The 24,653-nt window shown below is 70.2% G+C and carries 20 protein-coding genes and 1 tRNA gene; 15 read left to right on the top strand and 6 right to left on the bottom strand.

Annotated features, from left to right (window positions below):
• The first annotated feature begins 165 nt into the window (after positions 1-165).
• Both AC0699_RS11550 and AC0699_RS11545 read left to right on the top strand, forming a co-directional pair.
• A complete protein-coding gene (locus AC0699_RS11550; protein ID WP_478658634.1) occupies positions 166-1,629 on the top strand; it encodes a S1C family serine protease in 1,464 nt (487 codons plus the stop codon).
• A gap of 46 nt (positions 1,630-1,675) precedes the next feature.
• Positions 1,676-1,760, top strand: a tRNA-Ser gene (locus tag AC0699_RS11545).
• Positions 1,761-1,911: 151 nt separating this feature from the next.
• Here the strand turns inward: AC0699_RS11545 and AC0699_RS11540 are convergent.
• Positions 1,912-2,709: a hypothetical protein gene (locus AC0699_RS11540; RefSeq protein ID WP_478658632.1), complete on the bottom strand. Its 798-nt coding sequence runs from the start codon at positions 2,707-2,709 to the stop codon at positions 1,912-1,914.
• 313 nt (positions 2,710-3,022) lie between these two features.
• Between AC0699_RS11540 and AC0699_RS11535 the strand changes: the two genes are divergently transcribed.
• Complete coding sequence (locus AC0699_RS11535; protein WP_478658629.1) at positions 3,023-3,583, top strand: hypothetical protein; 561 nt, start codon at positions 3,023-3,025, stop codon at positions 3,581-3,583.
• Between the two features lie 1,572 nt (positions 3,584-5,155).
• Here the strand turns inward: AC0699_RS11535 and AC0699_RS11530 are convergent.
• Positions 5,156-5,380 (bottom strand): cold-shock protein, encoded by a 225-nt coding sequence (locus tag AC0699_RS11530; protein ID WP_478658627.1) that lies wholly within the window; start codon positions 5,378-5,380, stop codon positions 5,156-5,158.
• A 433-nt stretch (positions 5,381-5,813) separates the two neighbouring features.
• On the opposite strand from AC0699_RS11530, the gene AC0699_RS11525 reads away from it, so the two are divergent.
• Complete coding sequence (locus AC0699_RS11525) at positions 5,814-6,398, top strand: DUF2975 domain-containing protein (RefSeq protein ID WP_478658625.1); 585 nt, start codon at positions 5,814-5,816, stop codon at positions 6,396-6,398.
• A complete protein-coding gene (locus AC0699_RS11520; protein WP_453664807.1) occupies positions 6,398-6,631 on the top strand; it encodes a helix-turn-helix domain-containing protein in 234 nt (77 codons plus the stop codon). The genes AC0699_RS11525 and AC0699_RS11520 overlap by 1 nt, the downstream gene beginning before the upstream one ends.
• A 196-nt stretch (positions 6,632-6,827) precedes the next feature.
• Here AC0699_RS11520 and AC0699_RS11515 read toward each other — a convergent pair whose 3' ends face one another.
• Both AC0699_RS11515 and AC0699_RS11510 read right to left on the bottom strand, forming a co-directional pair.
• Positions 6,828-9,266, bottom strand: a complete 2,439-nt coding sequence (locus tag AC0699_RS11515) for a FlgD immunoglobulin-like domain containing protein (RefSeq protein ID WP_478658623.1) — start codon at positions 9,264-9,266, stop codon at positions 6,828-6,830.
• A 385-nt stretch (positions 9,267-9,651) separates the two neighbouring features.
• Positions 9,652-10,881 (bottom strand): cytochrome P450 family protein, encoded by a 1,230-nt coding sequence (locus AC0699_RS11510; protein ID WP_478658621.1) that lies wholly within the window; start codon positions 10,879-10,881, stop codon positions 9,652-9,654.
• 209 nt (positions 10,882-11,090) lie between these two features.
• Between AC0699_RS11510 and AC0699_RS11505 the strand changes: the two genes are divergently transcribed.
• Positions 11,091-12,323 carry an FAD-dependent oxidoreductase gene (locus tag AC0699_RS11505; protein WP_478658619.1) on the top strand — a complete coding sequence of 411 codons (1,233 nt, stop codon included), beginning with the start codon at positions 11,091-11,093 and terminating at the stop codon, positions 12,321-12,323.
• Between the two features lie 242 nt (positions 12,324-12,565).
• Here AC0699_RS11505 and AC0699_RS11500 read toward each other — a convergent pair whose 3' ends face one another.
• Positions 12,566-13,912, bottom strand: a complete 1,347-nt coding sequence (locus AC0699_RS11500; protein WP_478658617.1) for a hypothetical protein — start codon at positions 13,910-13,912, stop codon at positions 12,566-12,568.
• A 301-nt stretch (positions 13,913-14,213) separates the two neighbouring features.
• On the opposite strand from AC0699_RS11500, the gene AC0699_RS11495 reads away from it, so the two are divergent.
• Positions 14,214-15,014: a DUF817 domain-containing protein gene (locus AC0699_RS11495; protein ID WP_478658615.1), complete on the top strand. Its 801-nt coding sequence runs from the start codon at positions 14,214-14,216 to the stop codon at positions 15,012-15,014.
• Here AC0699_RS11495 and AC0699_RS11490 read toward each other — a convergent pair.
• Positions 15,001-15,876, bottom strand: coding sequence for a bifunctional DNA primase/polymerase (locus AC0699_RS11490; RefSeq protein WP_478658613.1), 876 nt, complete (start codon positions 15,874-15,876; stop codon positions 15,001-15,003). The two genes, AC0699_RS11495 and AC0699_RS11490, sit on opposite strands and share 14 nt — an antisense overlap.
• A gap of 348 nt (positions 15,877-16,224) precedes the next feature.
• Here AC0699_RS11490 and AC0699_RS11485 point away from each other — a divergent pair, with 348 nt between their 5' ends.
• The 8 genes from AC0699_RS11485 (at position 16,225) to AC0699_RS11450 (ending at position 24,284) form a co-directional block, all read left to right on the top strand.
• Positions 16,225-16,536 (top strand): hypothetical protein, encoded by a 312-nt coding sequence (locus AC0699_RS11485; RefSeq protein WP_478658610.1) that lies wholly within the window; start codon positions 16,225-16,227, stop codon positions 16,534-16,536.
• 313 nt (positions 16,537-16,849) lie between these two features.
• Positions 16,850-18,118: an acyl-CoA dehydrogenase family protein gene (locus tag AC0699_RS11480; protein ID WP_478658607.1), complete on the top strand. Its 1,269-nt coding sequence runs from the start codon at positions 16,850-16,852 to the stop codon at positions 18,116-18,118.
• Between the two features lie 23 nt (positions 18,119-18,141).
• Positions 18,142-19,077, top strand: a complete 936-nt coding sequence (locus tag AC0699_RS11475; RefSeq protein WP_478659091.1) for a bifunctional MaoC family dehydratase N-terminal/OB-fold nucleic acid binding domain-containing protein — start codon at positions 18,142-18,144, stop codon at positions 19,075-19,077.
• A gap of 3 nt (positions 19,078-19,080) precedes the next feature.
• The gene (locus AC0699_RS11470; protein WP_478658604.1) at positions 19,081-20,112 is read left to right on the top strand and encodes an acyl-CoA dehydrogenase family protein; all 1,032 of its coding nucleotides are present in this window, start codon (positions 19,081-19,083) and stop codon (positions 20,110-20,112) included.
• Positions 20,109-20,531 carry a MaoC family dehydratase gene (locus tag AC0699_RS11465; protein ID WP_478658601.1) on the top strand — a complete coding sequence of 141 codons (423 nt, stop codon included), beginning with the start codon at positions 20,109-20,111 and terminating at the stop codon, positions 20,529-20,531. Before AC0699_RS11470 ends, AC0699_RS11465 begins: the two co-directional genes overlap by 4 nt.
• Positions 20,528-21,694 (top strand): lipid-transfer protein, encoded by a 1,167-nt coding sequence (locus AC0699_RS11460; RefSeq protein WP_478658598.1) that lies wholly within the window; start codon positions 20,528-20,530, stop codon positions 21,692-21,694. Before AC0699_RS11465 ends, AC0699_RS11460 begins: the two co-directional genes overlap by 4 nt.
• Positions 21,695-21,967: 273 nt before the next feature.
• Positions 21,968-22,513 (top strand): SigE family RNA polymerase sigma factor, encoded by a 546-nt coding sequence (locus AC0699_RS11455; RefSeq protein ID WP_478658595.1) that lies wholly within the window; start codon positions 21,968-21,970, stop codon positions 22,511-22,513.
• 118 nt (positions 22,514-22,631) lie between these two features.
• Positions 22,632-24,284 (top strand): long-chain fatty acid--CoA ligase, encoded by a 1,653-nt coding sequence (locus AC0699_RS11450; protein WP_478658592.1) that lies wholly within the window; start codon positions 22,632-22,634, stop codon positions 24,282-24,284.
• Positions 24,285-24,653 lie beyond the last annotated feature (369 nt).

Genomic DNA, 24,653 nt, shown 5'->3' with positions numbered 1-24,653 from the left:
CCGTATTGTCCGTGATAAAGGATGGCCCCAATACGCACAGGTCCTGCTTACAGTGGCCTGACAGCCTGTGGGAAAAGCTGATCGGAGCTGATCGGAGCCAACCGCAACGCCCGGACGCGTCCGGACGCGCCGACGAGTGATCGTGAAATCGAGGAGAGAAACGCTGTGAGCACTGAAAACGAGGGCACTGGCACTGGGGCTCAGGCCGCCCCGTCCGTACCTCCTGTGCCGGCGGCCGCTCCCGAAGGCGCGGCCGCGCAGGAGCGCACCGGGGCGGAGGCGCCGACTCAGCCGATGCGGTCGACGGAGTCGACTCGGTCGACTCACCAGATGCCGCCCGCACCGACAGCTGCCCCGGCGTCCTCCCCGACGCCCTCTCCGGCGGCGGTGCAGCACGACGGCGGACAGCAGGCCGGGGTGCGGGGCGCCGACGCCGGGTGGCCTCCGCCGCCGCCCGCGGCCCCCTGGGGCGCGCCCGTACCCGGGCCCGCGGCCCCGCGCAGGCGATCCGGCGGACTGATTGCCGCCGTACTCGTCGCCGCGCTCGTCGCCGGTGGCGTCGGCGGCGGGATCGGCTACTGGGCCGCCGAGCGCAACGACGCCGACGGAATCTCGACGACCGTCGCGACCGGCCAGGCCCCGGCCGACTTCAAGCGCGATCCGGGCACGGTCGCCGCCGTCGCGAACAAGGCCCTGCCGAGCGTCGTCACGATCGAGGCGCAGTCCGGGGCGGCCGGCCAGGGCGAAGGCGGCACGGGCACCGGATTCGTGTACGACAAGGAAGGCCACATCCTCACCAACAACCACGTGGTGGCCTCCGCGGCCGACGGCGGCACGCTCTCCGCCACCTTCTCCGACGGCAAGAAGTACGACGCCGAGGTCGTCGGCCGGGCCCAGGGCTACGACGTCGCCGTACTGAAGCTGAAGAACGCCCCCTCCGGTCTGACACCGCTGCCGCTGGGCAACTCCGACCGGGTCGCCGTCGGTGACTCGACCATCGCGATCGGTGCGCCCTTCGGCCTCTCCAACACGGTGACCACCGGCATCATCAGCGCCAAGAACCGCCCGGTCGCCTCGGGTGACGGCTCCGGCGGCAAGAACTCGTACATGAGCGCCCTGCAGACAGACGCCTCGATCAACCCTGGCAACTCCGGCGGCCCGCTGCTCGACGCGAGCGGCGCCGTGATCGGCATCAACTCGGCCATCCAGTCCGCCGGCAACAACGGCTTCGGCCAGCAGTCCCCGGCGGGCTCCATCGGCCTCGGCTTCGCCATCCCCATAAACCAGGCCAGGAACGTCGCAGATCAGCTCATCAAGACCGGCCAGCCCGTCTACCCCGTCATCGGCGCGACGGTGAACATGACCGAGAAGAGCACCGGCGCCACCATCGCCGAACAGGGCACGGGCGGCACCCCCGCGGTCACCCCGAACGGCCCTGCGGCCAAGGCGGGTCTCAAGCCCGGCGACGTCATCACCAAGTTCAACGGCAAGCCGGTCGACAGCGGCCCGACCCTGATCAGCGAGATCTGGAACCACAGGCCCGGCGACAAGGTCACCCTCACCTATGAACGCGACGGCCGCGAGGTCACGACCACGATCACCCTGGGCGAGCGCAAGGGCGACGGCTGACGGGCTAGGCTGTGCACGCGCCATCCCGATGATCGGGGCGGCGCGGGGTGGGTTGCCCGAGCGGCCTAAGGGAACGGTCTTGAAAACCGTCGTGGCGCGAGTCACCGTGGGTTCAAATCCCACACCCACCGCTTGCAGGCCACATAAGGCCAGGTGAGAAGGGGTGCTCCGGAATTCCGGGGCACCCCTCTCGTATTCGAACTGTCTCACGGTTTCTCGCCCGTGCCCCGCTTCTGACCAGGGCGTGTGGCCCAGCTGTGGCCCAGAAGCGTGCCCTGAGGATCAGAGCGTGAGCACAGGCCGAGTAGAGAAATCCTCGTACATGTCTTCGCCGTCCTCGCCGTACACGAACTCGGCCATGAAGGGGTTGCGGTTCGCGGTGGCCAGGGGCAGCCAGGCCAGCAGAGTGCCGTATCCACCGCACACCGACTCGCCGCCGTCTCCGCCGTGGACCGCGGTGACGTCGCTCGTCAGCTCCGAGCGGTAGGTGTCGTAGGCGATGCGCAGGCCGAAGGCGTTCGGCTGAGCGTGCGGGCCGGTTCGGTCCCCGTACGGGATGCGGTCCATGGGGCAGGTGTCGCCCCACCGGAACAGCGTGTCCGCGTCGGCCCCGCAGGCGTGCTCCCACTCGTCGGAGGTCGGCATCCGCAGGCCGCGAGCCGCGAGGACAGCCGGCATGTCGGCAGGGGGCTCGGTCAGGTTCTCGTCCTCCACGGCCATGAGCACCGCGGCCAGGACGACGCTCCGGCGTGGACTGAGCAATTGTGCGAGGTGGGCTCGAAGATCGGGTCCGAAGCCGTATCCCTGATCCAGGCTCGCCTGGAAGTCGGCGGTCTGCTCGGGCGTTGGCTGCCAGGCGTCGAGGTCGAATCCGAGTGTCACTGCGCCACCGGGTATGAGCGCGAATTCCTGCGAGTTCTGCTCGATGCGGACGCGGTGCAGCGGGGCACCGAGGTGCTCGATGGTTTCGACGACGGTCACACGGCCATCGGCTCGGGCCGCCGCCTTCTCGGCGACGCGACGTGCGGTATGCAGGTCGAAGGATCGCCACTGGTCAAGACTGAGATCGGCGAGAGACATGTGCCGCAGTGTCGCAGGCCGGTCTGACATGGATACCTGTAGCGGGTTGAGCTTGGGAATCACCGCGCTTCGATGGCCCGATCTGCGTCCTGGCCAGGCTCAACGGGCGCTGGATCCAAGCCTGGCCGCATGGTTCAGTGCCCGCCATTGACCGTGGTTTCCCACCTCGTGGGGCACGCATCGGGCACGAGGGCGATGACACACACGGAGCGGATCGGCCACTCGCTTGCTTGGCGCGTCACGTCCTTGCCACGCTTGGCTCCTCCACGCAATCGAGAGGCCGAGGAGCGGTACGCACTGGCACACTGCGCGCATGTCGAATTCGTACGCACAGCCGATCCTGAGAACCGGGGACCTGGCTGAGGCGCTCCGAGTGGTCCGGCAGCTTCTGGACCTGGCTGACACCAGTAGCGTCGAGGTGGACTTGGAGGCTGTTGCTCGGACACCCCGGGAGTTGGAGAGGCTGGCCGAAGTTGTACCGGAGGCTGACTGGTGGGCGTACGGAGCCGACAGGCGAGGTTCTTCCCGCGAGGGCGGAGCTGCCGCTGACCACCTACCGGTACTCCTGTCCGACTGGTCTCGGCCGATCCATATGGCGGAAGTGTTCCTGGCGGCCGCGGGAAGTGCTCCAGCGATGGTCCGCTGGGACTTCAACGGATGGCCGGCAGCGCCAGAAGTCAATCTCGGCCGGGGCGGGACCAGGGGCGCCTACGTCACGCTGGCGGCCCATGCCCATGACCTGTACCTGGATGAGCCCGCTGACGTTCACACCGTGTTCGTCCATGTCAAACAGGTCGAGGCGGAGCGTGCGCCTTGGCTGGCAGCGCAGGTCGGCTTTCGGGTGATCGGCGAGCTGGTCATGGCACCGCTCTGACTGAGTGGGCGCAGGCCGCCCGAACCATGGCGCCGGGGTGGCGCAGCGAGCGACATGGCGATGCTGCGGCGTGGGGGGAGAATCCGAACTGCGACACCCGCTTTAGGAGTTCGATCCGAGCCCGCTTCGGCTGCGGTTGGCGACTGGTGCCACGGCGGGACAGAGATGCTGGTGTACGCCCCCGTCCGGCGTCGTTGATGTCAGCTGTGGATGTCAGCCGTCCATCAGATCCGGGTGAGGACGGAGTCAGCAGGTGATTGACAACGCCCCCATGCTGTCGTTCGTGCTGCGTCTGCCCGATCAATCGGAGCCGCGAGGCCTTCCGGTGTTGACGGCGCACATTTCTAGCCTCGCCAGCGAGGCCAACGCACATGGCACGGACAGAGGTTGAGGTCTGGAGTGTGCCCAAAGTCGGTCGGCTTGCGGCAGGATTGCACAGCACTGGCAAGGTCGAAGTCGGGTTGCCGGTGACCTTCCAGGGAAGGATCTCTAGTGCATCTCAGCGAGTCGGAGAGGGCTGCTCATGAGCGGTACATCACGGTCGCGTCACGACGGGATAGAGCCGGGGCCGCCGTCCGAGCGCGGCTCCGATCGCTTCAGCGACGATCCCCCTGATCCCCTCGCCTCGCTGCTGGCCAAGGTCAACAATGGGGAACACATTTCGACTCCTGGAGACAACGCGGGCGGCGAAGACCGCGACCCCCGTGACGAGGAATGGCGGGAACATGATCGCCACGGCCCCTATGCGCAGGGGCGTCGCCGGAGGAACTAACGCACAGGGCGGAGTTCCAACGGGTGTGGACTCGGTGAGCGGGCTGGACAACCACTTTAGGAGCGAGGTTGGGCGAGTTGGGGTCTGACTTGCAGGATGCCGACTTCGGCGTCTACTGGCTGTGGCCCCGTCAGCAGCCGCAGTTCCCCGTGAGTCCCCGTCCGATCTGGCACGGTTGTGGCACGGGGAACTTCTGATCCGTAGCTCTAGCGCGATCGGTCAGCGGGGGTCATACCGGCCGCTGGGCGGGCCCGGAGGGACGCTACCGTGCGGGGGCGGTTACTAGGGTTGCGGTACCTGGCTGCTGTACCGCACGATCCAAACGGGGTGACCATGGAACGGCATGTGCTGGAATCGCTGTTGATCGGTGATGACGAGGCGTCCGTGATAGCTCTGGCCGCCCTCCGCAGCGGCGCCCCCTACTCGGTGGAGGAGCGGGTACAACCCACTGGTGCGCATGCCGGAGTCTTCAGTCGCCGACTTCAGCGCATGCGGATGTGCGGATTCGAACCTCCTGGCCTGGAGCGAGCAGTGCAGCTCATCAGGGAATATGGCCGGCCTGTGCGCTCAGCGCTGATCGATCCTGGCAATCGGACACGGTTCACCCTGCTCTTCCTCACCGAGGACGGCAGCGCACTCGTGGCCTGCGCTAGCTGGCCGCGGCCGCTGGTTGCCAGGAAGCCACCGCTTTAGGAGTTCGATCGATGGGGCGCTACTGCATGCTCCGGCAAAGGGTGCGGGGTTGCCGCGATCTGCGCGGGGCCGTGGCTGTGCGCCGTCGTTGATGTCAGGTGTGGATGTCAGGCGGTCCGAGGCACGATGCTCACGGCGCGGTAGTCGTACCCGTCCTGTTTGAAGCCGGGGGCTTCCCATTTGAGGTCTACCTGCTGTCCAGGCGACAGCGTGTGGAACCCTGCCATCTGGATGTCGGAGAAGTGGCCCCAGCACCCGCCGGGAGTCTCGGGGGAGTCGAGCACGCCCCACCCTTCTTCATCGCGCCACTCGCGGACAGTCGCAGTCACCATGGGCGAAACCTTACGGGCCCGTCTGCGCCAGCGTCTCTGGTACCTCAGCTTGCCTGAGAAGGCCGGTGAAGTCTCAATGGGCGAGTGGCCCCCTTGAGCGATCTTGAAAACCGTCGTGGCAGCGATGTCACCGTGGGTTCAAATCCCACACCCACCGCGTGCAGGCCACATAAGGCCAGGTGAGAAGGGGTGCCCGGATCTTCCGGACACCCTTCTGCATGCGCACTGTCCCACCGTTTCTTGCCTGTGCCCCGGCTCCGATCTGCCGTTGTCCCCCAGGCGTCCCCGCATCCTCAGCCTGAAGCAGTGCCCGTGTGTGGGGAGTCGACTTCTCAGCGCGCCGGGGGCGGCCTCGTCGGCGGCCGTGAGCTTGTCGATTATCGATATGCTGCTCTAGGCTTGGGCATATCGATAATCGATGGGGAGGGATGCGGTGAACACGCGACTCACGAGGACCCTGGCCTCGGTGACCTTTGCACTGGCGGTGCTCTGCGGGATCGCCTTCATCGGCACGGGTGTCACGCACATGCTCGACGACGGGGCCGTCTGCGTGCAGACGGACTTCTGGCGCAATGCCTCACTGGCGGACAACCTGCCGGTCGGCAAGGGCGTGGAAGCCTCCAGCAGCGCCGCGCGCCTCTGCCAGGACAGTCCCTCCGCGGGGCAGCGCGCTGCCGACCTCGGGGGCGAATTGCCCTGGCTGCTGTTCGGTTCTCTCGCGCTGTTTCTCTTCTCCCGGCTGCTGAAGACCGTCCTGCTGCAGGGGCCGTTCACCGATGCGGTGTCGCAACGGCTCTCTGCTCTCGGCTGGTTCGTCGCCGTGGGCACGCCGCTGGCCGGCCTCGTCGTCGGTTGGTCGCAGTCCTGGCTCGTCGGGAGCATGGCGCCGATGGTGGGTTCTGGGCCGACGGTCTCCGGGCCGTTGGTGCTCGTCCTCGCCGGCCTCGCCGCAGTGATCATGGGGAAGATCATGCGCGAGGGTGTCCGGATGCGAGAGGACCTCGAAGGGACCGTCTGATGCCCGATGAGGAACCGCATGCGATCCGGATCCACCTCGACCGGCTCCTTGCCGAACGCGGCATGACGCTCACCGAACTGTCCGCGCGAGTGGACATCACCGTCGTCAACCTGTCCGTGCTCAAGAACGGGCGGGCCAAGGCCATCCGCTTCTCGACCCTGTCGAGGATCTGCGATGTCCTCGGGTGTCAGCCGGGAGACCTGATCACCCACGACCCCGCCGGGCCGGCCTAGGCCGTGTCTGACAAATCCCGCCTGGCGATTGTCAGACACGACCTGGCCAGTCATCCCCGGCGCGGGCGCGCCCGGCCGGTGGCGTGGTCATGCCCCCGGCGTTTCGCTCACCGGGGGCATGACCTGCGCCACACAGCGGCTTCCTATTCGGCGAAGATGCCCTTGCCGTCGCCGCTCAGGTGATCGGCGCCGTCGTTCAGCTCGTGGTACGCGCGCGCTCGCCGCCGCTGAACGCGACCGTGCCCGTAACCTTCAGGGCGCCGCCGCTGCCGTCCGCGGGCGTGCCGGTGAGCTCCCAGGTGTAGGTGCCGTCGTTGACGTACCGGCCGTCGCTGGTCCGGCCGTCCCACGAGAACGAGACGGCGGCGGCGTACTCCTTGGCCGAGCCCGTGAACACCGCGCGCCCGGTCTTGTTCCGGACCGTCACCTGGGCGTCGGTGACGGGCTTGGACAGCTGCCAGTCCGCGTCCCACACGGCGTCGGTGGCGGACTTGAGGTCCACGGACTGATCGACCCGCGACTCGATCCCGGCCACGGGGGAGGTGGCGACGCCCGAGTCGACCACGGTGATCTGGGCGCTCTTCTCCTTCGCGTACGCGACCGCGCCGCCGAAGCGGTCGGCCTCCACGATCGGGTACGCGTACTGGACCATGAAGGCCTCGATGGTGCGCGACGCGTCCCCGATCGGGGTCAGGTTGAGCTGGCCGCGGTCCCCGTCGTACGCCACCACGTAGCCGTCGCCGAGGGTGCCGCGGGGGGCCCACGACGACTGCTGGGTCTGCGTGTTGTAGACGCCGTGGCCGGAGCTGATCGAACCCGAGGGGTAGCAGTCCCAGTACACCCACGGTCCGGCGGTCTGCAGCCGCTGCGGCAGACAGCCGTTGTCAGTGATCGCCTCCGTGGCCGTCGTCTCGCCGGACTTGAGATCGACGGCCTGGAGCGAGCCCTCCGAGTCGCCCGGCATCCACAGCTTGGTGCCCCATACCGCGAGACCGCCCTGGCCCTGGCGGACCCGGACCACCTTCGGCCCGCCGGACGCGTCCAGGTCGACGACGTACTGCCGGTCCTCCAGGCCGCGTCCGCTGTCGCCGAACACCACGTAGCGGCCGGAGGCCGACCGCACGGCCGAGTAGTGGTCGGAGCCCGTCGGCATCTTCTCGCCGGTCTGCGGGTCCACGGCGGGAACGACGGTCTTGGTGCCGTCCGCCGCCAGCACGACGAGTACCTGGGCGCCGTCCGCGTCGGTCGTGGCGACGACGGTACGGCCGTCTCCGGTGCCGACCGGCTGCCGCGAGTCGTAGACGCGCTGCGCCGTCTCGCCGGTGGTCTGCGCGTCCGGCCGCGCGAGCAGCGACCGCTCGCCCGCCGACGGGGCGGCGCCGGGGGTGATCTGCCGCTGGAACAGCGCCGGCAGGTACGTGGTGTCGGACTCGGCCGTGACCAGGTGCCCGGCCGTGAGCGACATCCGCGTGAGCGTCCCCTCCTTGGGCGCCACCTGGCGCACCGTACGCAGCACGGGCGCCTCGTCGACGCCGGCGGAGACCCTGCGCACCGCCCAGTCCCCGGCCGAGGCGCCGCCGGTGACGGTCACGCCGCCGCCCGGAACCTGCGCCATACGCCAGCCGGCGTGCTCCAGCAGGGTCTTGGGCTCGCCGCCGGCGATCGGCAGGGCGGTGAGCGGCGCGCCCTGGCGGGCCAGGAAGTCGCCCTGGCTCTGCTCGAACTGACGCGTGGTCAGCAGCCAGTCGCCGACGAGCCCGAGCCGCGGGGTGCCCTCACCGTCCGAGCCGAGTTCGACCTTGGTGTCGGCCGCCTCCGGGGTGGCGCGGGGCAGTACGCGAGCTGCGGTGTTGCCGCCCTCGGGCGAGTACCAGGCGACGTACGCGTCCGAGAACACGACCTGGGCGTTCGTGCCGGTGGCGCCCGGGAACGCCGGGGTGACCTCGGCCGTCGTCAGGTCCAGCAGACCGACACCCCGGGTGCCGTCGGGCTGCGCGTACCAGATCGCCACCGAACGGTCGTCGCCGCCGAGCGTCATGCCGTCCTCGGCGACCCAGCCGGTCAGGCCGGTGACGAGGGTGTCGGTGAGTTGACCGTCCGCCATGCGCAGCACGTGCAGGACGTCCTTGTTGCCGTCCGCGTCCCGGGTGGCGGTGAGCACGGCGGAGCCGAAGACGCCACGGTAGAAGTGGCCGCTGGGCAGCGTGTACTTGGTGGTGGTGCCGGACTTCATGTCCTTGAGCTGCACCTGGTTCGGGAAGTCGTAGATCGCGACGACGTCCCCGCTGGTGACCGAGACGTGGCTCGCTCCGTCGATCGTGTTGACGTCGTCGGCCGGGGACGAGGCGGGCAGGTCGACCGGGGTACCGCCGTCCGGGGTCCAGCGGTAGTAGCCGAGCGCGCTCTGGTCCTTGACCTCCGTGCGCTCCACGACTCCGCCGGGCCCCGCGCCGTACAGCGGGTTGGCGACCGGCTGGAAGCGGTCCGGGGCCGGGACCGTCAGTGAGGGGGTCTCGGCGTGGGCGTCCGACAGGAGGAAGGGCAGGGATCCGCCGGCGGCAGCGAGGGCCAGGGCGGTGGCAACTCCGCTGCGTACGAGCGGTCGTCGTCGGTTCGGCTTGTGGCGTGCGGCCACGCGGCACCTCCAAAAAGGCATGGGAAGAAGGCCGTTCGACGCGGACACACGGGGGTCGACGCGGAACAGTCCTCCGGAAGGCGCCGCAACCTAACACAGCGGACGGACAGAATTCGAACGAGTGCGCGAAACGGTTATGAGCAGCCAAAAGGGACGTGCGTGAGATGCGGAAGGGCCCGGACGTCGGAGGTCGTCCGGGCCCATCGCGCCGCGCTGATCGTCCCGTACTTCCTGCGACACGCACTGGGATCACCGGGGTTCCGTCCGGGCCGTGACCCGGATCGGCCCGGACCGAGGCCCGTCCGGATCGGGGCCCGCCCGGAAGAGACCCGCCCGGACCGAGGCCCGTCGGGAAGAGGCCCGCCGGGACCGTGAGCACGCCCGGTTACCGTTTCAGGCCGACCGGGGTGAAGGTGACGGGCAGGTGCTGGGGGCCGCGGAGGCCGCCGAGGCGCCAGCGCAGTTCGCCGGGGGGTACCGCGAGGGCGAGGCCGGGGAGGCGGCGCAGGACGGTGCCGATGGCGATCTGGCCCTCCAGCCGGGCCAGCGGTGCTCCCAGGCAGTAGTGGATGCCGTGTCCGAAGGCGAGGTGGGCGTTGTCCTGCCGGGTGATGTCCAGGCGGTCGGGATCGGGGAACCGCGACGGGTCGCGGTCGGCGATGGCGGACGCGATCAGCACGGTCGCGCCGCGCGGGATGGTGACGCCCGCGATGGTGACGTCCTCGCGCGCGAAACGGGCGATGCCGGGGCTGACCGGTCCGTCGTAGCGGAGGAACTCCTCGATCGCGCCCGGCATCAGTTCCGGATCGTCCCGCAGCATCTCCAGCTGGCCGGGGTTGGCGAGCAGTGTGGCGACGCCGCCGCCGATCAGGTTGACCGTGGTGATGTACCCCGCCACGAGCAGCAGGAACACCATGGCGATCAGTTCGTCCTCGTCCAGCCGCCGCTCCTCGTCCCGGGCGGTGATCAGCGCGCTGAGCAGGTCGTCCCCGGGCCGGGCTCGTTTGGCTTCCAGCAGCTTGGTCAGGTACGAGCGCATGTGCTGCCAGGCCTCGTCCACCAGGGCCGGGTCGGGCAGCTTCGCCCCTCGCATGATCATCTGGTCGGTCCACCGCTGGAAGTCGTGCCGGTCGTCCACGGGCACGCCGAGCAGTTCGCTGATCACGGTGACCGGGAGGGGCAGCGCGAAGTCCGCGACGAGGTCGGCGCGGCCGGTGGGCGCGATCGCGTCGAGCAGTCGGTCGGTGATCTCCTGGACGCGGGGCCGCAGCTCGGCCACCCTCCGCGCGGTGAACGCCTTCGAGACCAGGCGGCGCAGGCGGGTGTGGTCGGGCGGGTCGGAGCGGAGCATGTTGCTCACCATGGACTCGCGCTCCGTCGCGGGCAGCGTCTCCATGAGCCGGGGATCCGACGCGTCGTGGATGTCGCTGCTCAGCCGCGGGTCGGACAGCGCCGCGAGGCCGTCGTCGTACCGCGTGACCAGCCAGGCTTCCAGGCCGCCGGCGATGACGGCGCGGCGTACCGGGCCTTCCTCGCGCAGCTGTCGGTAGAGCGGGAAGGGGTCGGCGACGAAGGCCGGGTCGGCGTAGGGCAGAAGGACCGGTTGCTGGCTCATCGTGCCTCCCGAAGTGCGTCGCGACGCCTGAGGTGCGCTGCGAACGCTTGACGTGCATGGCGAACGCTTGAGGTGCGTCGCGAGTCCACGAGGTGCGTTGTGAACGCGTGAGGTGTGCGTCGCGAACCCTTGCGACGGATTGATCAGGACTTGAGGGTATATGTCCCAGTGTGGTGGATCGCTGGATTTCACCGAAGGGAGCGGGTGCGATGGAGCGGACCACGTGCTGTGTGGTGGGTGGCGGCCCCGCCGGAATGGTCCTCGCCCTGCTGCTGGCCCGGGCCGGTGTCGAGGTCACCGTCCTGGAGAAGCACGGCGACTTCCTGCGCGACTTCCGCGGCGACACCGTGCATCCGTCCACGCTGGCGCTGCTGGACGACCTGGGCCTGGCCGAGCGGTTCGCCGGTCTGCCGCAGCGGCGGGTGACGACGGTCCAGCTGCCGCTCGGCCCGGACCGTTCGCTGGTCACCGTCGGAGACATCGGCGTGCTGCGCGGCCCGTACAACTACATCGCGATGGTGCCGCAGTGGGACCTGCTCAACCTCCTTGCCGACGAGGCCGGGCGGGAGCCTTCCTTCTCCGTGCGGATGAGCACCGAGGCGACCTCCTTCCTGGTGGAGCACGGACGGGTCACCGGGGTGCGGTACCGCACCCCGGACGGCCGCACCGGTGAGCTGCGGGCAACCCTCACCGTGGCCTGCGACGGCCGGAGCTCGCTGGCCCGGTCGCTGCCCGAACTGGGGCTGCGGAGTTTCACCTGCCCGATGGACGCCTGGTGGTTCCGGCTGCCGCGACGGGAGGACGATCCGCACGGGCTGGTGGGAGGCGTCGGCGACCGCTTCTTCAGCGCCATGATCGACCGCGGGGACTACTGGCAGGTCGCCGCGCTGATCCAGAAGGGCACCGACGCCGCGCGCCGCGCCGCCGGTCTCGATCGGTTCATGGCCGATTTCACGGCCGCCGTCCCATGGCTCGCGGACCGGGTGCACGCGCTGCGGTCGTGGGACGAGGTGAAACTCCTCGATGTCCGCCTCGACCGCCTCCGGCGCTGGCACCGCCCGGGTCTGCTGTGCATCGGCGATGCGGCGCACGCGATGTCGCCGGTCTTCGGCATCGGCATCAACCTCGCCGTCGAGGACGCCGTGGCCGCCGCCCGGTATCTCGTCGAACCGCTGCGCGAAGGCGCGGTCGGTCTGCGGGACGTACGCGCCGTCCAGCGCCGTCGCTGGCCGACCACGGTCGTCACGCAGGCGCTGCAGCGGACCGCCCACGCGCGGGTCATCGAACCGCTGCTGACGGGCCGCCCGCCGTTCGGCAACCCTGCGCGGGCGCAGCGGGTGACCGAGCTGCTCACCACCTCGCGGTGGCTGAACCGGGTGCCGGCGTACTTCATCGCTTACGGCGCCGTACGCGAACGTCCGCCGGCGGCTTCGGTGCGGTGACCGTGGGCCGGTGCGGTGAGGCTCGCGTCTGTGCCGCGAGGCTCGCGTCTGTGCGGTGAGGCTCGCGTCTGTGCCGTGAAACGCACCGCACTCTCAGGTCGGCGACCGCGTCGCAAAAGGGCGCCCCCGCTGCCGGGGAGCGCCCTTCCTCGCGTACGCGAGGGGGGCCTCACGTACGCGAGGGGGTGCCTCACGTGCCTCACGTACGCGAGGTCGGGCTCACGTACACGAGGGGTGGTGCGTCAGGAGGCGGAGCCTGCCTTGCGGCGGCGCAGCACGACGACGGTGCCTGCGCCGAGGGCCACGGCCGCTCCCGCCGCCGCGGCGAGCTGCGGCAGTGCCGAGGCGGAGCCCGTGTCGGCCAGGCTGCCGGTGGTCGAGTTCAGCGGCTGGGTGGACGTGGTCTGCGCCTGCGTGCCCGAGGTGCTCGGCGTGGTCTTGCCGGGCTTGGCGTCGTCGGCCTTGCCGGGCTTGGTGCCGGCGGCCAGCAGCTCGAAGGAGTACTCGGTGAAGTCGTTCCCGCCGCACGAGCCGTCCTTGTTGACGTAGTCACCGGCGAAGAAGGCGAGACCCTCACCGGCCGGTGTCTTGCCGTCGACCTTCAGGCGCAGCTTGACATCGGCGTGGGCGCCGGCCTTCAGCGGGCTGATGGAACCGGCGTAGCTGTCCTCCTCGACCGTCTTCCAGGTGGGGGAAGCGGCGGTGGACCACTGCAGGCTGAAGGCGCTGTCGGTGACGTTGTAGCCGCTCTTGTCCGTCGCGTGGAAGTAGGCGAACGGCAGGACCTTGTCGAGCGTCTTGCCGGTCCCGTTGGTCACCCGGAGCGAGAAGTCGACCGTGGAGCCGGCGACGATCTTGGAAGGCAGGCCGCTGGCGACGGTGGTCAGCTTGTTCTCGTACGAGCAGTCGCCCTCCTCGCCTTCCCCTTCCTCTTCCTTGGCGTCGGCGAGCGCCTTGTCGGCCGCGTTCTTCGCCTTCAGGGCCTCGGCCGTGGCCTTCTGGGCCTTGGCCAGTGCCTGAAGCGCGGCGACGCGGGCGTCGTCCGCGGCGGTCCGGGCCTTCTCCGCCTTGTCATCGGCCGCGATCTTGTTGGTTCTGGCGGTCGTGGCGGCGGCCTCGGCATCCGCCACCGCCTTCTCGGCGGCCGCCCTCTCCTCGGTGGCGGTCTCGGGCAGCGCGGCGAGTGCGGCCTTGGCGCCGGCAAGGGTGTTCTCGGCGTTTGCCAGGGCGGTCGCGGCGTCGGCCGCCTCCTGCGCGGCGGCCTTGGCCGCAAGAGCGTGGGGCGCGTCGTCCGAGAAGGCGGCATCCACGGCCTTCCGCGCGGCCTTCTCGGCGGCCACGGCATCGTCGTACGCCTTCTGCGCCTGCGCGGCGGCCTTCTCCAGCTCTTCGACGGAGGAGGTGCCGGCCCGCGGCTTGCCGGTCCGGTCACCGGCCGGCGCGGCGGCCCGCTTCTCGTCGGCCTGCTTCTCGGCCTGCGTGGTGGTGGCCGGAGTGCTGTCGGCGAACGCAGGGGTGACGGAGAGCAGCACGGCGGGCGTGGTCACGGCAGCGGCGACGGTCGTTGCCAGAATGCGACGGAATGTCACGAGCACCCTTTTCTGGGATCCGGAATCGTGGGCCGGCCGCCGCGGTGTTTGTTCACGCGGCGCGCGACTGTGTGGCGATTGTGATGATCGTATGACCGGGATGGGTGGGGTAGGAAGCAAGTTATGTGGGCTGCGGGGCAGTTGGCGTCGACTCAGGCCGACTCGCAGGGTGGGTGAAAGCGCCCAAGGTGGACAGTTGCTCTCGATTCCTGCGCTTCTCCTGTGAGGCATGTCACCGGAGTGCTTCAGATGGTGCTGCCCCTCGTACAACCGCCCGAGGCGCGGCGCGCGTCCACAAGGCATGGAGAAGATTGGCGAGGGGGCACGGCAGCTCGTACGCTTCGGGCTGCTGCAGGCACGCTGCTGCGCGTTCGCGGTCGCGCTCGTCGGCGGAATCGCCGTGTCGGGGATGCTGCCCGAGCTGCCCGTCGCACGCTACGACCTGGTGCTGGTGTACGGGGTCGGACTGGCCGTGGTGGCGCGCTGGGTGGGCTGGGACAGCGCGCGGGACACCGTGGTGATCGCCGGATGCCATCTCGTCGGGCTGCTGTTCGAAATGGTCAAGGTGCGGCTCGGGTCGTGGAGTTACCCGGAGGACGCGGTCACGAAGGTCTTGGGCGTGCCGCTGTACGGCGGGTTCCTCTACGCGGCGGTGGGGAGTTACGTCTGCCGCGCCTGGCAGCTGCTGGATCTTCGGCTGACCGGCTACCGGCCGTCCGTGATGGCCTGGCTCGCGGGCGCCGTGTACGTGAACTTCTTCAGTCACCACTGGCTGCCGGACGCCCGCTGGGTGCTGGCCGCGGCGATGCTGTGTGCGACCGCCGGGACGTGGGTCGGCTACACCGTGGGCGCGCGGCGTTACCGTATGCCCCTCGCGCTCGGCTTCGTACTGATCGGCTTCTTCCTCTGGGTCGCGGAGAACGCGGCGACGTATGCCGGCGCGTGGAGCTACCCGGACCAGCTGGACGGCTGGCAGCCGGTTTCGGTCGCGAAGTTCGGGGCCTGGGCCCTGCTGATCAGTGTGACGTTCGTGATCGCCGAGCGGGCGAGGAGGCGTGGGGGACGGGAGTCCGGTGCGACGGGCGCGGTCAGCGGTTCGTGAGGCGGGCCGCCGACGCGATGGTGGCGCGTGCCTCGTGTTCGGTCAGACCGGTACGGACGGCGGCGTCGGTCAGCGCGTCCGCGAGGGAGTCGCCGATGCCGTTCTCGTACGCCCGGCAGGCGGCCCAGAACAGCCGGGTGTTGCGCTGCCCCTCGTGCGCGGCGAGCACGAATTGGACGAGGCCCAGGCCCTGGCCCCGGGGCGCGCGGGACGGCGCCGGGTGGTGGGGGCGCGCGGGGGGCGCGATCAGGTGCAGCAGAGCGCTGGGGCAGGGCGCGGGGGACAAGTGCGCTGAGCCGGGCGCGAGCCGGTACGCACCGTGCGCGGAGACCGATCCCGGACCGACGAGGTAGCCCCCGGCCCCCCTGATGTCGATACCGGGCGCGAGGCGGCTCGCCGAATTGGGGACGACGACATCGGGCGGGCCGGTCAGCCACAGATGCCGCCCGCCGCTCGGCGTGATCACGGTGACCGTCTCCGGGACCGTGAACAGATGCTGGAGCGCCAGCTGGCGCAGCGCCGCGACGGAGTCCGTGCCGCCCGTCGCTGCGGACTTGGTGTCGAGATCGACACCGATCAGGTGGTGCGGTGGCCGGCCGCACGCGATGCCGTATCCCGTGGCCCAGGGCGCGGCGGCGAAGAGTGCCCGTACGACGGCGGGGTCGGCGGTGGCGTCGTACACGCCGTGTCCGAGGAGTCCGCACTCGCCGCGGCAGAAGACCGGCTGCGGGTCGCGGCGGTGGGGTGAGGGGAGGGCAGGGAGCTTGGTGGCGGACAGGGGGATCACGGGGAGCCCGCGCTCGGCGGTGGAGAGAGCGTGGGCGAGGGCCAGAGTGACGCTGTGCCGGTCGGTGGTGGCCATGGCTCTATGTTCGTACGAGTGTTCGATTAAGGGAAGGGGGGCAGGGAGGGAATGGCGGAAAATGTGCCGGAACGCTTCTCCTGCCGCCGTGGGCGGTTCTGGCGGTTCTGGCGGTACGGAGTGGCTTGAGCTGCGGATTCAACGGCGTGGAGGGGGTTTATCTACATGTCCTCACGCTTGAGGAGGAATCGCGGCCTCCGGGGTGGTTCGCCAGGGATTCGGTGGGCAACTCTGGACTCGCGACGTCGTGAGAACGACCCGAGGCGGTCGGCCAACCGCCCGGGTTTCAGCCGCAGTTCTGAACTTCCGGTGCACTCTGGTGCACTTCCAATTCCTGGAGGAATTGACATGGCAAGCATCCGTACCGCCCGCGCCCTGGCCGCTGTCGCCGCGCTGCCCCTCGCCGCCGCTCTCTTCACCGGTGTGGCGCACGCCGACAGTGGAGCCTTCGCGGACGACGGATCGAACGCGGCCGTGGCCGTGATCAGCGGCAGCGGTGTGGGCAACGACAACCTGGGCAACTCGACGACCACCCAGCAGGTGGCCACCGGTTCCGGGGCCTCCAACGAGAACAACACGGCGAGCGTGAACGGCTCGGGTTTCACGGCGATCGACCAATCGGACGACAGTGTCGCGGTGAACTTCTTCGAGCTCTGGTGAGTCGCGGCCCGAGGGGGCCTGGCTGAGGGGTGAGCAGGGGTGAACAACGGCCTGTACGGCGGTGCTACGGCATCGGCGTGCAGGCCGTTCCTCGTTCTTTGCTCAAGGGGGGCATCCGGGCTTCCCCGTGGGCGGGCACGCGGGCCACCTCGCGGGCGGGCATCCGGGCGGAGTCGGCGACGCCTTGGCCGTGTTCATGACCTTGACAGCTCCGACGTATCTGACGGACAGTCAGAAACCTGCAGAGTCGGGTCCCGACAGCCGAGAACCCCTCGCCGGCCCTCACTCCTGCGCCGCCCGGGAGGCCGCCGCCGTGCACCTTGCCCCGACAGAGCGCCAGCAGCGGCTGCGCGCCGAACTCCGTTCGTACTTCCGCGAGCTGATGCCTGGCGGGCCGCCGGCCGCCGAGGACACGGCGGAGCAGCGCCGGCTGCTGCGGCGGATCGGCGCGGACGGGCTGCTCGGGCTCGGCTGGCCCGTCGAGTACGGGGGGCAGGGCCGCGGCGCGGACGAGCAGTTCGTCTTCTTCGACGAGGCGTACCGCGCGGGCGCGCCCGTCTCCATGGTCACGCTGAACACCGTCGGCCCGACGCTGATGAAGTACGGGACCGAGGAGCAGAAGTCCTTCTTCCTGCCGCGGATCCTGTGCGGCGATGTCGTCTTCGCGATCGGGTACAGCGAGCCCGAGGCCGGTACGGATCTCGCCTCGCTGCGGACGAAGGCGGTGCGGGCAGGTGGTGCGGCCGACGGCGAGGCGGGCCGGGAAGCCGGGGGTGAGCCTGTCGGGGGTGCGGCCCGTGGGCCGGTCGGGGCTGCGGGGCGGGAGGCGGGCCGCGAGGCAGGCGGCTGGCTGATCGACGGGCAGAAGATCTTCACGTCGAACGCCCAGAACGCCGACTGGATCTGGCTCGCCTGCCGTACGGATCCGCAGGCGCCCAAGCACAAGGGCATCTCGATCATCCTGGTGCCGACGGACGTGCCGGGCTTCTCCTGGACGCCGATCGAGACGGTCGGCGGGCTGACGACGACGTCGACGTACTACGACGCGGTTCGCGTGCCCGCCGCGAATCTGGTCGGCGAGGAGAACGGCGGCTGGGGTCTGATCACCAACCAGCTGAACCACGAGCGGGTTGCGCTCGCGGCGATCGGCATGCAGGCCGAGGACTTCGCCGCGGCGGCGCTGCAGCATGCCCGTACCCCCGATCCGGTGACGGGTGGCCGACCGGTTGACGATCCGTGGGTGCGGTCCAGGCTCGCCGAAGTGCATGCCCGACTCGCTGCAACGCGCCTGCTCAACTGGCGTTTGGTGGGGGATGTGGGGGCCGGTCGACTGGCCCCCGGCGACGCGAGCGGCGTGAAGTTCATGGGAACCGAATCGGCCGTTGAGGTGTATCGAATGTGCCAGGAAATCACGGGGGAGGCGGGACTGGTGAGGGCCGGTTCACCGGGAGTCTTCGGCGACGGGGAGCTGGAGCGGATGAACCGGGCGGCGCAGATCAACACCTTCGGGGGCGGGGTGAGCGAGGTGCAGCGGGAGATCGTCGCGACGATGCGGCTCGGCATGCGGAGGGGGAAGCGGTGAATACGGATTCGGATGACCTGTACATGCGGCTGAAGGCGTACGAGGGGCGGCGGGTCGCGACCACGGCGGGCACGGGCAAGGACCTCGTCAACGAGCCGATGATCAGGCATTGGTGCGAGGCGATGGGCGACACGAATCCGGCGTACGCGGGACCGGACGCGATCGCCCCGGCGACGATGCTCCAGGCCTGGACCATGGGCGGTCTCTCAGGGCACTCGGACCGCACGGGCGCGTACGAGGAGCTGTCCGCGCTGCTCGACGGCGCCGGGTTCACCTCGGTGGTGGCGACCGACTGCGAGCAGGAGTATCTGAGACCGCTGCGGCCGGGCGACCGGATCACCTACGACTCGGTGATCGAGTCGGTGTCGCCGCGCAAGACGACCAAGCTGGGGACGGGGCACTTCGTCACGACCAGGATGGACATCCGCGCGGACGGGGAGCTCGCGGGGACGCACCGTTTCCGCATCCTCAAGTACACACCGGCCGCCGCAAGGAAGCCCAAGGCCCGACGGCCCCGCCCGGTGATCAACCGGGACAACGCCGGATTCTGGGACGGTGTCGCCGAGCACAAGCTGCTGATACAGCGCTGCGGAGGGTGCGGGACGCTCCGCTTCCCCTGGCTGCCGGGGTGCGGTGCGTGCGGTTCGGCGGAGTGGGACACGGTCGAGGCGGGCGGAGACGGGACCGTCTACTCGTACGTGGTGATGCACCACCCGCCCTTCCCGGCCTTCACCGTGTCCGATCATGCCGCCGACCCGGCGGGTCCTGACTCGGCGGGTCCTGACTCGGCGGGTCCATACGCAGTGGGGCTCATCGAGCTCGCCGAAGGTGTGCGGATCGTCAGCAACGTGACCGGGGTGCCGTACGACAAGGTGCGGATCGGGATGCCGGTCCGGCTCGAGTTCCTGCGGGTCGACGAGGAGCTGGAGCTGCCGGTGTTCCGGGGGAGCGAGGGCTGAGGCATGGACTTCACACCCACGGAGGAGCAGGCCGCGGCCCGCGATCTCGCCGCGAGGATCTTCGGGGACCTGTCCACGCATGAGCGGCTCGTCGCCACCGGGGCCGGTACCGGAACCGACGCCGAGCTGTGGAAGGCGCTGTGCGCGGCCGGCCTGACCGCGGCAGTGGAGGACATCGGGCTGCTCGGCCTTGTGCTGCTGCTGGAGGAGCAGGGGCGCACGACCGCGCAGGTTCCCTTCGCAGCGAGCTGTGTCTACGGACTCCTTGCGCTGGTCCGGCACGGCACGGACGAGCAGCGGGCGAGGCTGCTGCCGGCCCTGCGGGAGGGGACGGCCGTCGCGACCGGCGCGTTCCCCGCGTGCGGTGCGGTGCGGGCCGCCGAAGGGCGGCTGACCGGGACGGTCACCTGGGTGCCGTGGCTGAGGGACGCCACCCATGTGCTCGTGCCCGACGGCGACCGGGCCCTGTGGCTGATACGGACGGCCGACGCGCAGACCGCACGGGTGGAGACCACCGCCCCCTGGGCGGCGGGCCGGCTCACACTGGACGGCACGCCCGGCGAGCGGGTCGGCGACGAAGGGGCGTACGAGGAGGTGCTCGCCGCGGCCCGTACCGCCTTCGCAGGCCTCCAGGCGGGCGTGTGCGCGGGCTCGCTCGCCAGGACCGTGGCGTACACGTCGACGCGGGAGCAGTTCGGCCGCCCCCTCTCCACCAACCAGGCCGTACAGCTCCGCGCCGCCGACGCGTTCATGGACACGGAGGCGATCCGGGTCACCGCGTACGAGGCGGCCTGGCGGTACGACGAAGGCCTGCCGTGCGTCACGTACGCGCTGACCGCCGGCTGGTGGGCGTCCGAGGCGGGCAAGCGGGTCGTCCATACCGGACAGCATCTGCACGGCGGTCTCGGCGCCGACATCGACCACCCCGTCCACCGGCACTTCCTGTGGGGGCGCCAGCTCGATGCCTATCTGGGCAGCGGCTCCCAACTCCTCGAAGAACTCGGCAGGTTGCTCGCGAAGGAGGAGACGGCATGAGCGACGCGACACACAGTGGCCCGCGCGTGGGCGAGGAACTGCCTCCGCTCACCATCCCCATCACCCGCACCCTGATCGTCGCGGGTGCCGTCGCGTCCCGGGACTATCAGGACGTGCACCATGACGCGGAGCTCGCGAAGGCGAAGGGCTCCCCGGACATCTTCATGAACATACTGACGACCAACGGCCTGGTGGGGCGGTTCATCACGGACCACTTCGGGCCGCGTTCCACGCTCCGCAAGGTGGCGATACGGCTCGGTGCGCCCAACTACCCGGGCGACACCATGACGTTGACCGGCACGGTCACCCAAGTGGACGGGGACACAGCACAGGTGAGGGTCGTCGGGGCGAACGGGATCGGACACCACGTCACCGGCACGGTGACGGTGACCTGGGCAGTTCCGGAGGGGCGATCATGAGTGTGCGCAGGGCCGACACGCTCGGCGGCCGGGCGGCGGTCGTCGGGATCGGGGCGACCGAGTTCTCCAAGGACTCCGGGCGCAGCGAACTGAAGCTGGCCGTCGAAGCGGTCCGGGCCGCCCTCGACGACGCGGGGCTCTCCCCCGCGGACGTCGACGGCATGGTCACCTTCACCATGGACACGAGCCCCGAGATCACCGTGGCGCAGGCGGCGGGCATCGGCGAGCTGTCGTTCTTCTCCCGGGTCCACTACGGCGGCGGCGCGGCCTGTGCCACCGTCCAGCAGGCCGCTCTCGCCGTCGCGACGGGGGTTGCCGAAGTCGTCGTCTGCTACCGCGCGTTCAACGAGCGCTCGGGCCGGAGATTCGGCTCCGGAGTGCAGCAGCGGGAGCCGTCGGCGGAGGGCGCGGCGCTCGGCTGGAACATTCCGTTCGGGCTGCTCACCCCCGCCTCCTGGGTGGCGATGACGGCCCAGCGCTATCTCCACACCTATGGGCTGACTCCTGAGGCGTTCGGTCATGTCGCCGTGACGGACCGGCGCCATGCCGCCCGCAATCCCGCGGCGTACTTCCACGGGAAGCCGGTCACCCTCGCCGATCACGCCGCCTCCCGGTGGATCGTCGAGCCGCTGCGGCTGCTGGACTGCTGCCAGGAGACCGACGGCGGTCAGGCCGTCGTCGTGACCTCGGCCGAGCGGGCCAGGGACCTGCCCCAGCCACCCGCCGTCATCGTCGCCGCGGCACAGGGCGCCGGCCGGGCGCAGGAGCAGATGACCAGCTACTACCGCGACGATCTCACCGGACTGCCCGAGATGGGCGTGGTCGCCCGCCAGCTCTGGCGGACCTCGGGACTGGCCCCGGGGGACATCGACGTGGGCATTCTCTACGACCACTTCACGCCGTTCGTGCTCATGCAGCTGGAGGAGTTCGGCTTCTGCGGGCCGGGCGAGGCGGCGGACTTCGTGGCCGCGGACGCCCTTCCCCTCAACACACATGGAGGCCAGCTGGGAGAGGCGTATCTGCACGGTATGAACGGCATCGCGGAAGCGGTCAGGCAGCTGCGCGGCACATCGGTGAACCAGATATCCGGCGCGGCCAGGACTCTGGTCACGGCGGGTACGGGAGTCCCCACCTCCGGGCTGATCCTCGGCGCGGACGACTGAGGCAGGGTGCCCAGGACGGACACCGGAGGTCCAAGGGCAGCCCGCCGAAGCGGACGAGCCCGTCGGCCGGGCCGGGGGCCGGGCCCGCCGACCGAACCCACTTGCCGGGCCGCCGACCGGGCTCGTCGGCCGGGCCGCGGACCCTGACCTGGAGGCCACGGCTCGTCCACCCAAAGGAGGTGGGGCCGGCCTCGCCCCTACAACCTGAGGCGGACCCGGTTTCGGGACCTGGGGCCGATCCCTGTGGGCAGGGGCCGCTCCTAGCGTGGAGCCATGACCACGCCAGTCTGCGCGACCGCTTCCAGGGCCGCCGCGCCGCCGCCCTCCTACCCGTCGTTCTCGTCGTACGTACGGGCGCGGGGGCCCGTCCTGCTGCGCACCGCCCGCTCCCTCACGGCGAACCCGAGCGACGCCGAGGATCTGCTGCAGACCGCGCTCACCAAGACGTATGTCGCCTGGGAGCGCATCGAGGACCACCGGGCGCTCGACGGCTACGTCCGCCGCGCACTGCTCAACACCCGTACGTCGCAGTGGCGCAAGCGCAAGGTCGACGAGTTCGCGTGCGAGGAGCTGCCGGAGCCGTCCGGGGTGCCCGCCCCCGACCCGGCGGAGCAGCAGGTGCTGCACGACGCGATGTGGCGAGCGGTGATGAAGCTTCCGGACCGGCAGCGCGCCATGGTCGTCCTGCGGTACTACGAGGACCTCAGCGAGGCCCAGACGGCCGAGGTGCTCGGGGTCTCCGTCGGCACGGTCAAGAGCGCGGTCTCCCGGGCCCTCGGCAAGCTCCGCGAAGACCCGGAACTGTCCCCGGTGCGCTGACGGCCGGGCGCCGACAAGTTTTCGTCCTGGTTTTCGTACCCGGGGGTAGTGACATACCGCGTGGTATGTGCGCAGAATCTGCACACCCTTACCGCCGTGCGCCCACCGGGAGGACGCCGTGCTGAGCACCATGCAGGACGTACCACTGACCGTGACCCGCATCCTGAATCACGGGATGACCATCCACGGATCGTCGCAGGTCACGACATGGACCGGGGAGAGCGAGCCGCATCGCCGGAGCTACCGTGAGATCGGTGAGCGCTCGGCCCGGCTGGCGCACGCCCTCCGCGACGATCTCGGCGTCGTCGGAGACCAGCGGGTCGCGACCCTGATGTGGAACAACGCGGAGCACGTCGAGGCGTACTTCGCCATCCCCTGCATGGGCGCCGTCCTGCACACCCTCAATCTGCGGCTGCCCGTCGAGCAGCTGGTCTACATCGTCAACCACGCCGCCGACCGCGTGGTCATCGTCAACGGCTCCCTGCTGCCGTTGCTCGCACCCCTGCTCCCGCATCTGTCGACCGTCGAGCATGTCGTGGTCTCGGGCCCGGGCGACCGCTCCCTCCTCGACGGAGCGCAGGTCCAGGTGCACGAGTACGAGGAGCTGCTCGCCGGGAAGCCCACCGCGTACGACTGGCCGGAGCTGGACGAGAACACGGCCGCGGCCATGTGTTACACCTCCGGCACCACCGGCGACCCCAAGGGCGTCGTCTACTCCCACCGTTCGATCTATCTGCACTCCATGCAGGTCAACATGTCGGAGTCGATGGGGCTGACGGACGCCGACACGAGCCTTGTCGTCGTTCCGCAGTTCCACGTCAACGCCTGGGGTCTGCCGCACGCCGTGCTGATGACCGGCGTGAACATGCTCATGCCGGATCGCTTCCTTCAGCCCGCCCCGCTCGCCGAGATGATCGAGACCGAGCGCCCGACGCACGCGGCGGCCGTCCCCACCATCTGGCAGGGCCTTCTCGCCGAACTCTCGGCGAACCCCCGCGATGTGAGCTCCCTCACCCAGGTGACCATCGGCGGCTCCGCCTGCCCGCCGTCGCTGATGGAGGCGTTCGACAAGCTGGGCATGCGCGTCTGTCACGCCTGGGGCATGACGGAGACCTCGCCGCTGGGCACGGTGGCCAGGCCGCCGGCCCATGCGGTCGGTACGGAGGCGGAGTTCGGGTACCGGCTCACCCAGGGCCGCTTCCCGGCCGGAGTCGAGGCCCGGCTGCGTGGCCCGGGCGGTGAGTTCCTGCCGTGGGACGGCGCGTCGGCCGGTGAGCTGGAGGTGCGCGGGCCGTGGATCGCGGGGGCGTACTACGGCGGCGCCTCGGGCGAGGACCTGAAGCCCGTCGACAAGTTCAGCGAGGACGGCTGGCTGAAGACCGGTGACGTCGGCGTCATCGGCCCCGACGGCTTCCTGACGCTGACCGACCGGGCGAAGGACGTCATCAAGTCCGGTGGTGAGTGGATCTCCAGCGTCGAGCTGGAGAACGCCCTGATGTCACACCCCGAGATCGCGGAGGCGGCGGTCGTCGCCGTACCGGACGAGAAGTGGGGCGAGCGCCCGCTGGCCACGGTCGTGTTGAAGGAAGGCTCGACCGCCGACTACGCGTCGCTGAAGGACTTCCTCGCCGGGAAGATCGCGAAGTGGCAGCTGCCGGAGCGCTGGGCGATCATCCCGACGGTGCCGAAGACGAGCGTCGGGAAGTTCGACAAGAAGGTGATCCGCAGGCAGTACGCGGAGGGCGAGCTGGACGTCACCGAACTGCGCTAGGGCGTGTTGCGAAAGTAGCGCCGTCCGCCCGCAGGGCGGGGCCCGCGGCGTCTGGTGCGTGCAATCGCAAGGCGGAGGACCATCCTCGTACTGGACGTCTTGGATGACTCCGACAACGCGGCGAGTGTGCGTGCCAGGCGTCGCGGGCCAGGCGGGACTTTCGCAACACGGCCTAGGGCTGCCGGCCGAGGGCGATCCGCCACCCCTCGCCCCCTGGCCCCCTCGCTCCTGCGCTCCTCCGTCCCTCCGGACAGCGGCAATCAGCGGCTCAGGAGCCGCGGGGGGGGGGGGGGGGGGGGGGGGGGGGGGGGGGGGGGGGGGGGGGGGGGGGGGGGGGGGGGGGGGGGGGGGGGGGGGGGGGGGGGGGGG

The organism is Streptomyces sp. NPDC043870 (assembly GCF_056435785.1).
This window is presented reverse-complemented; position numbering and strand designations above follow the sequence as displayed.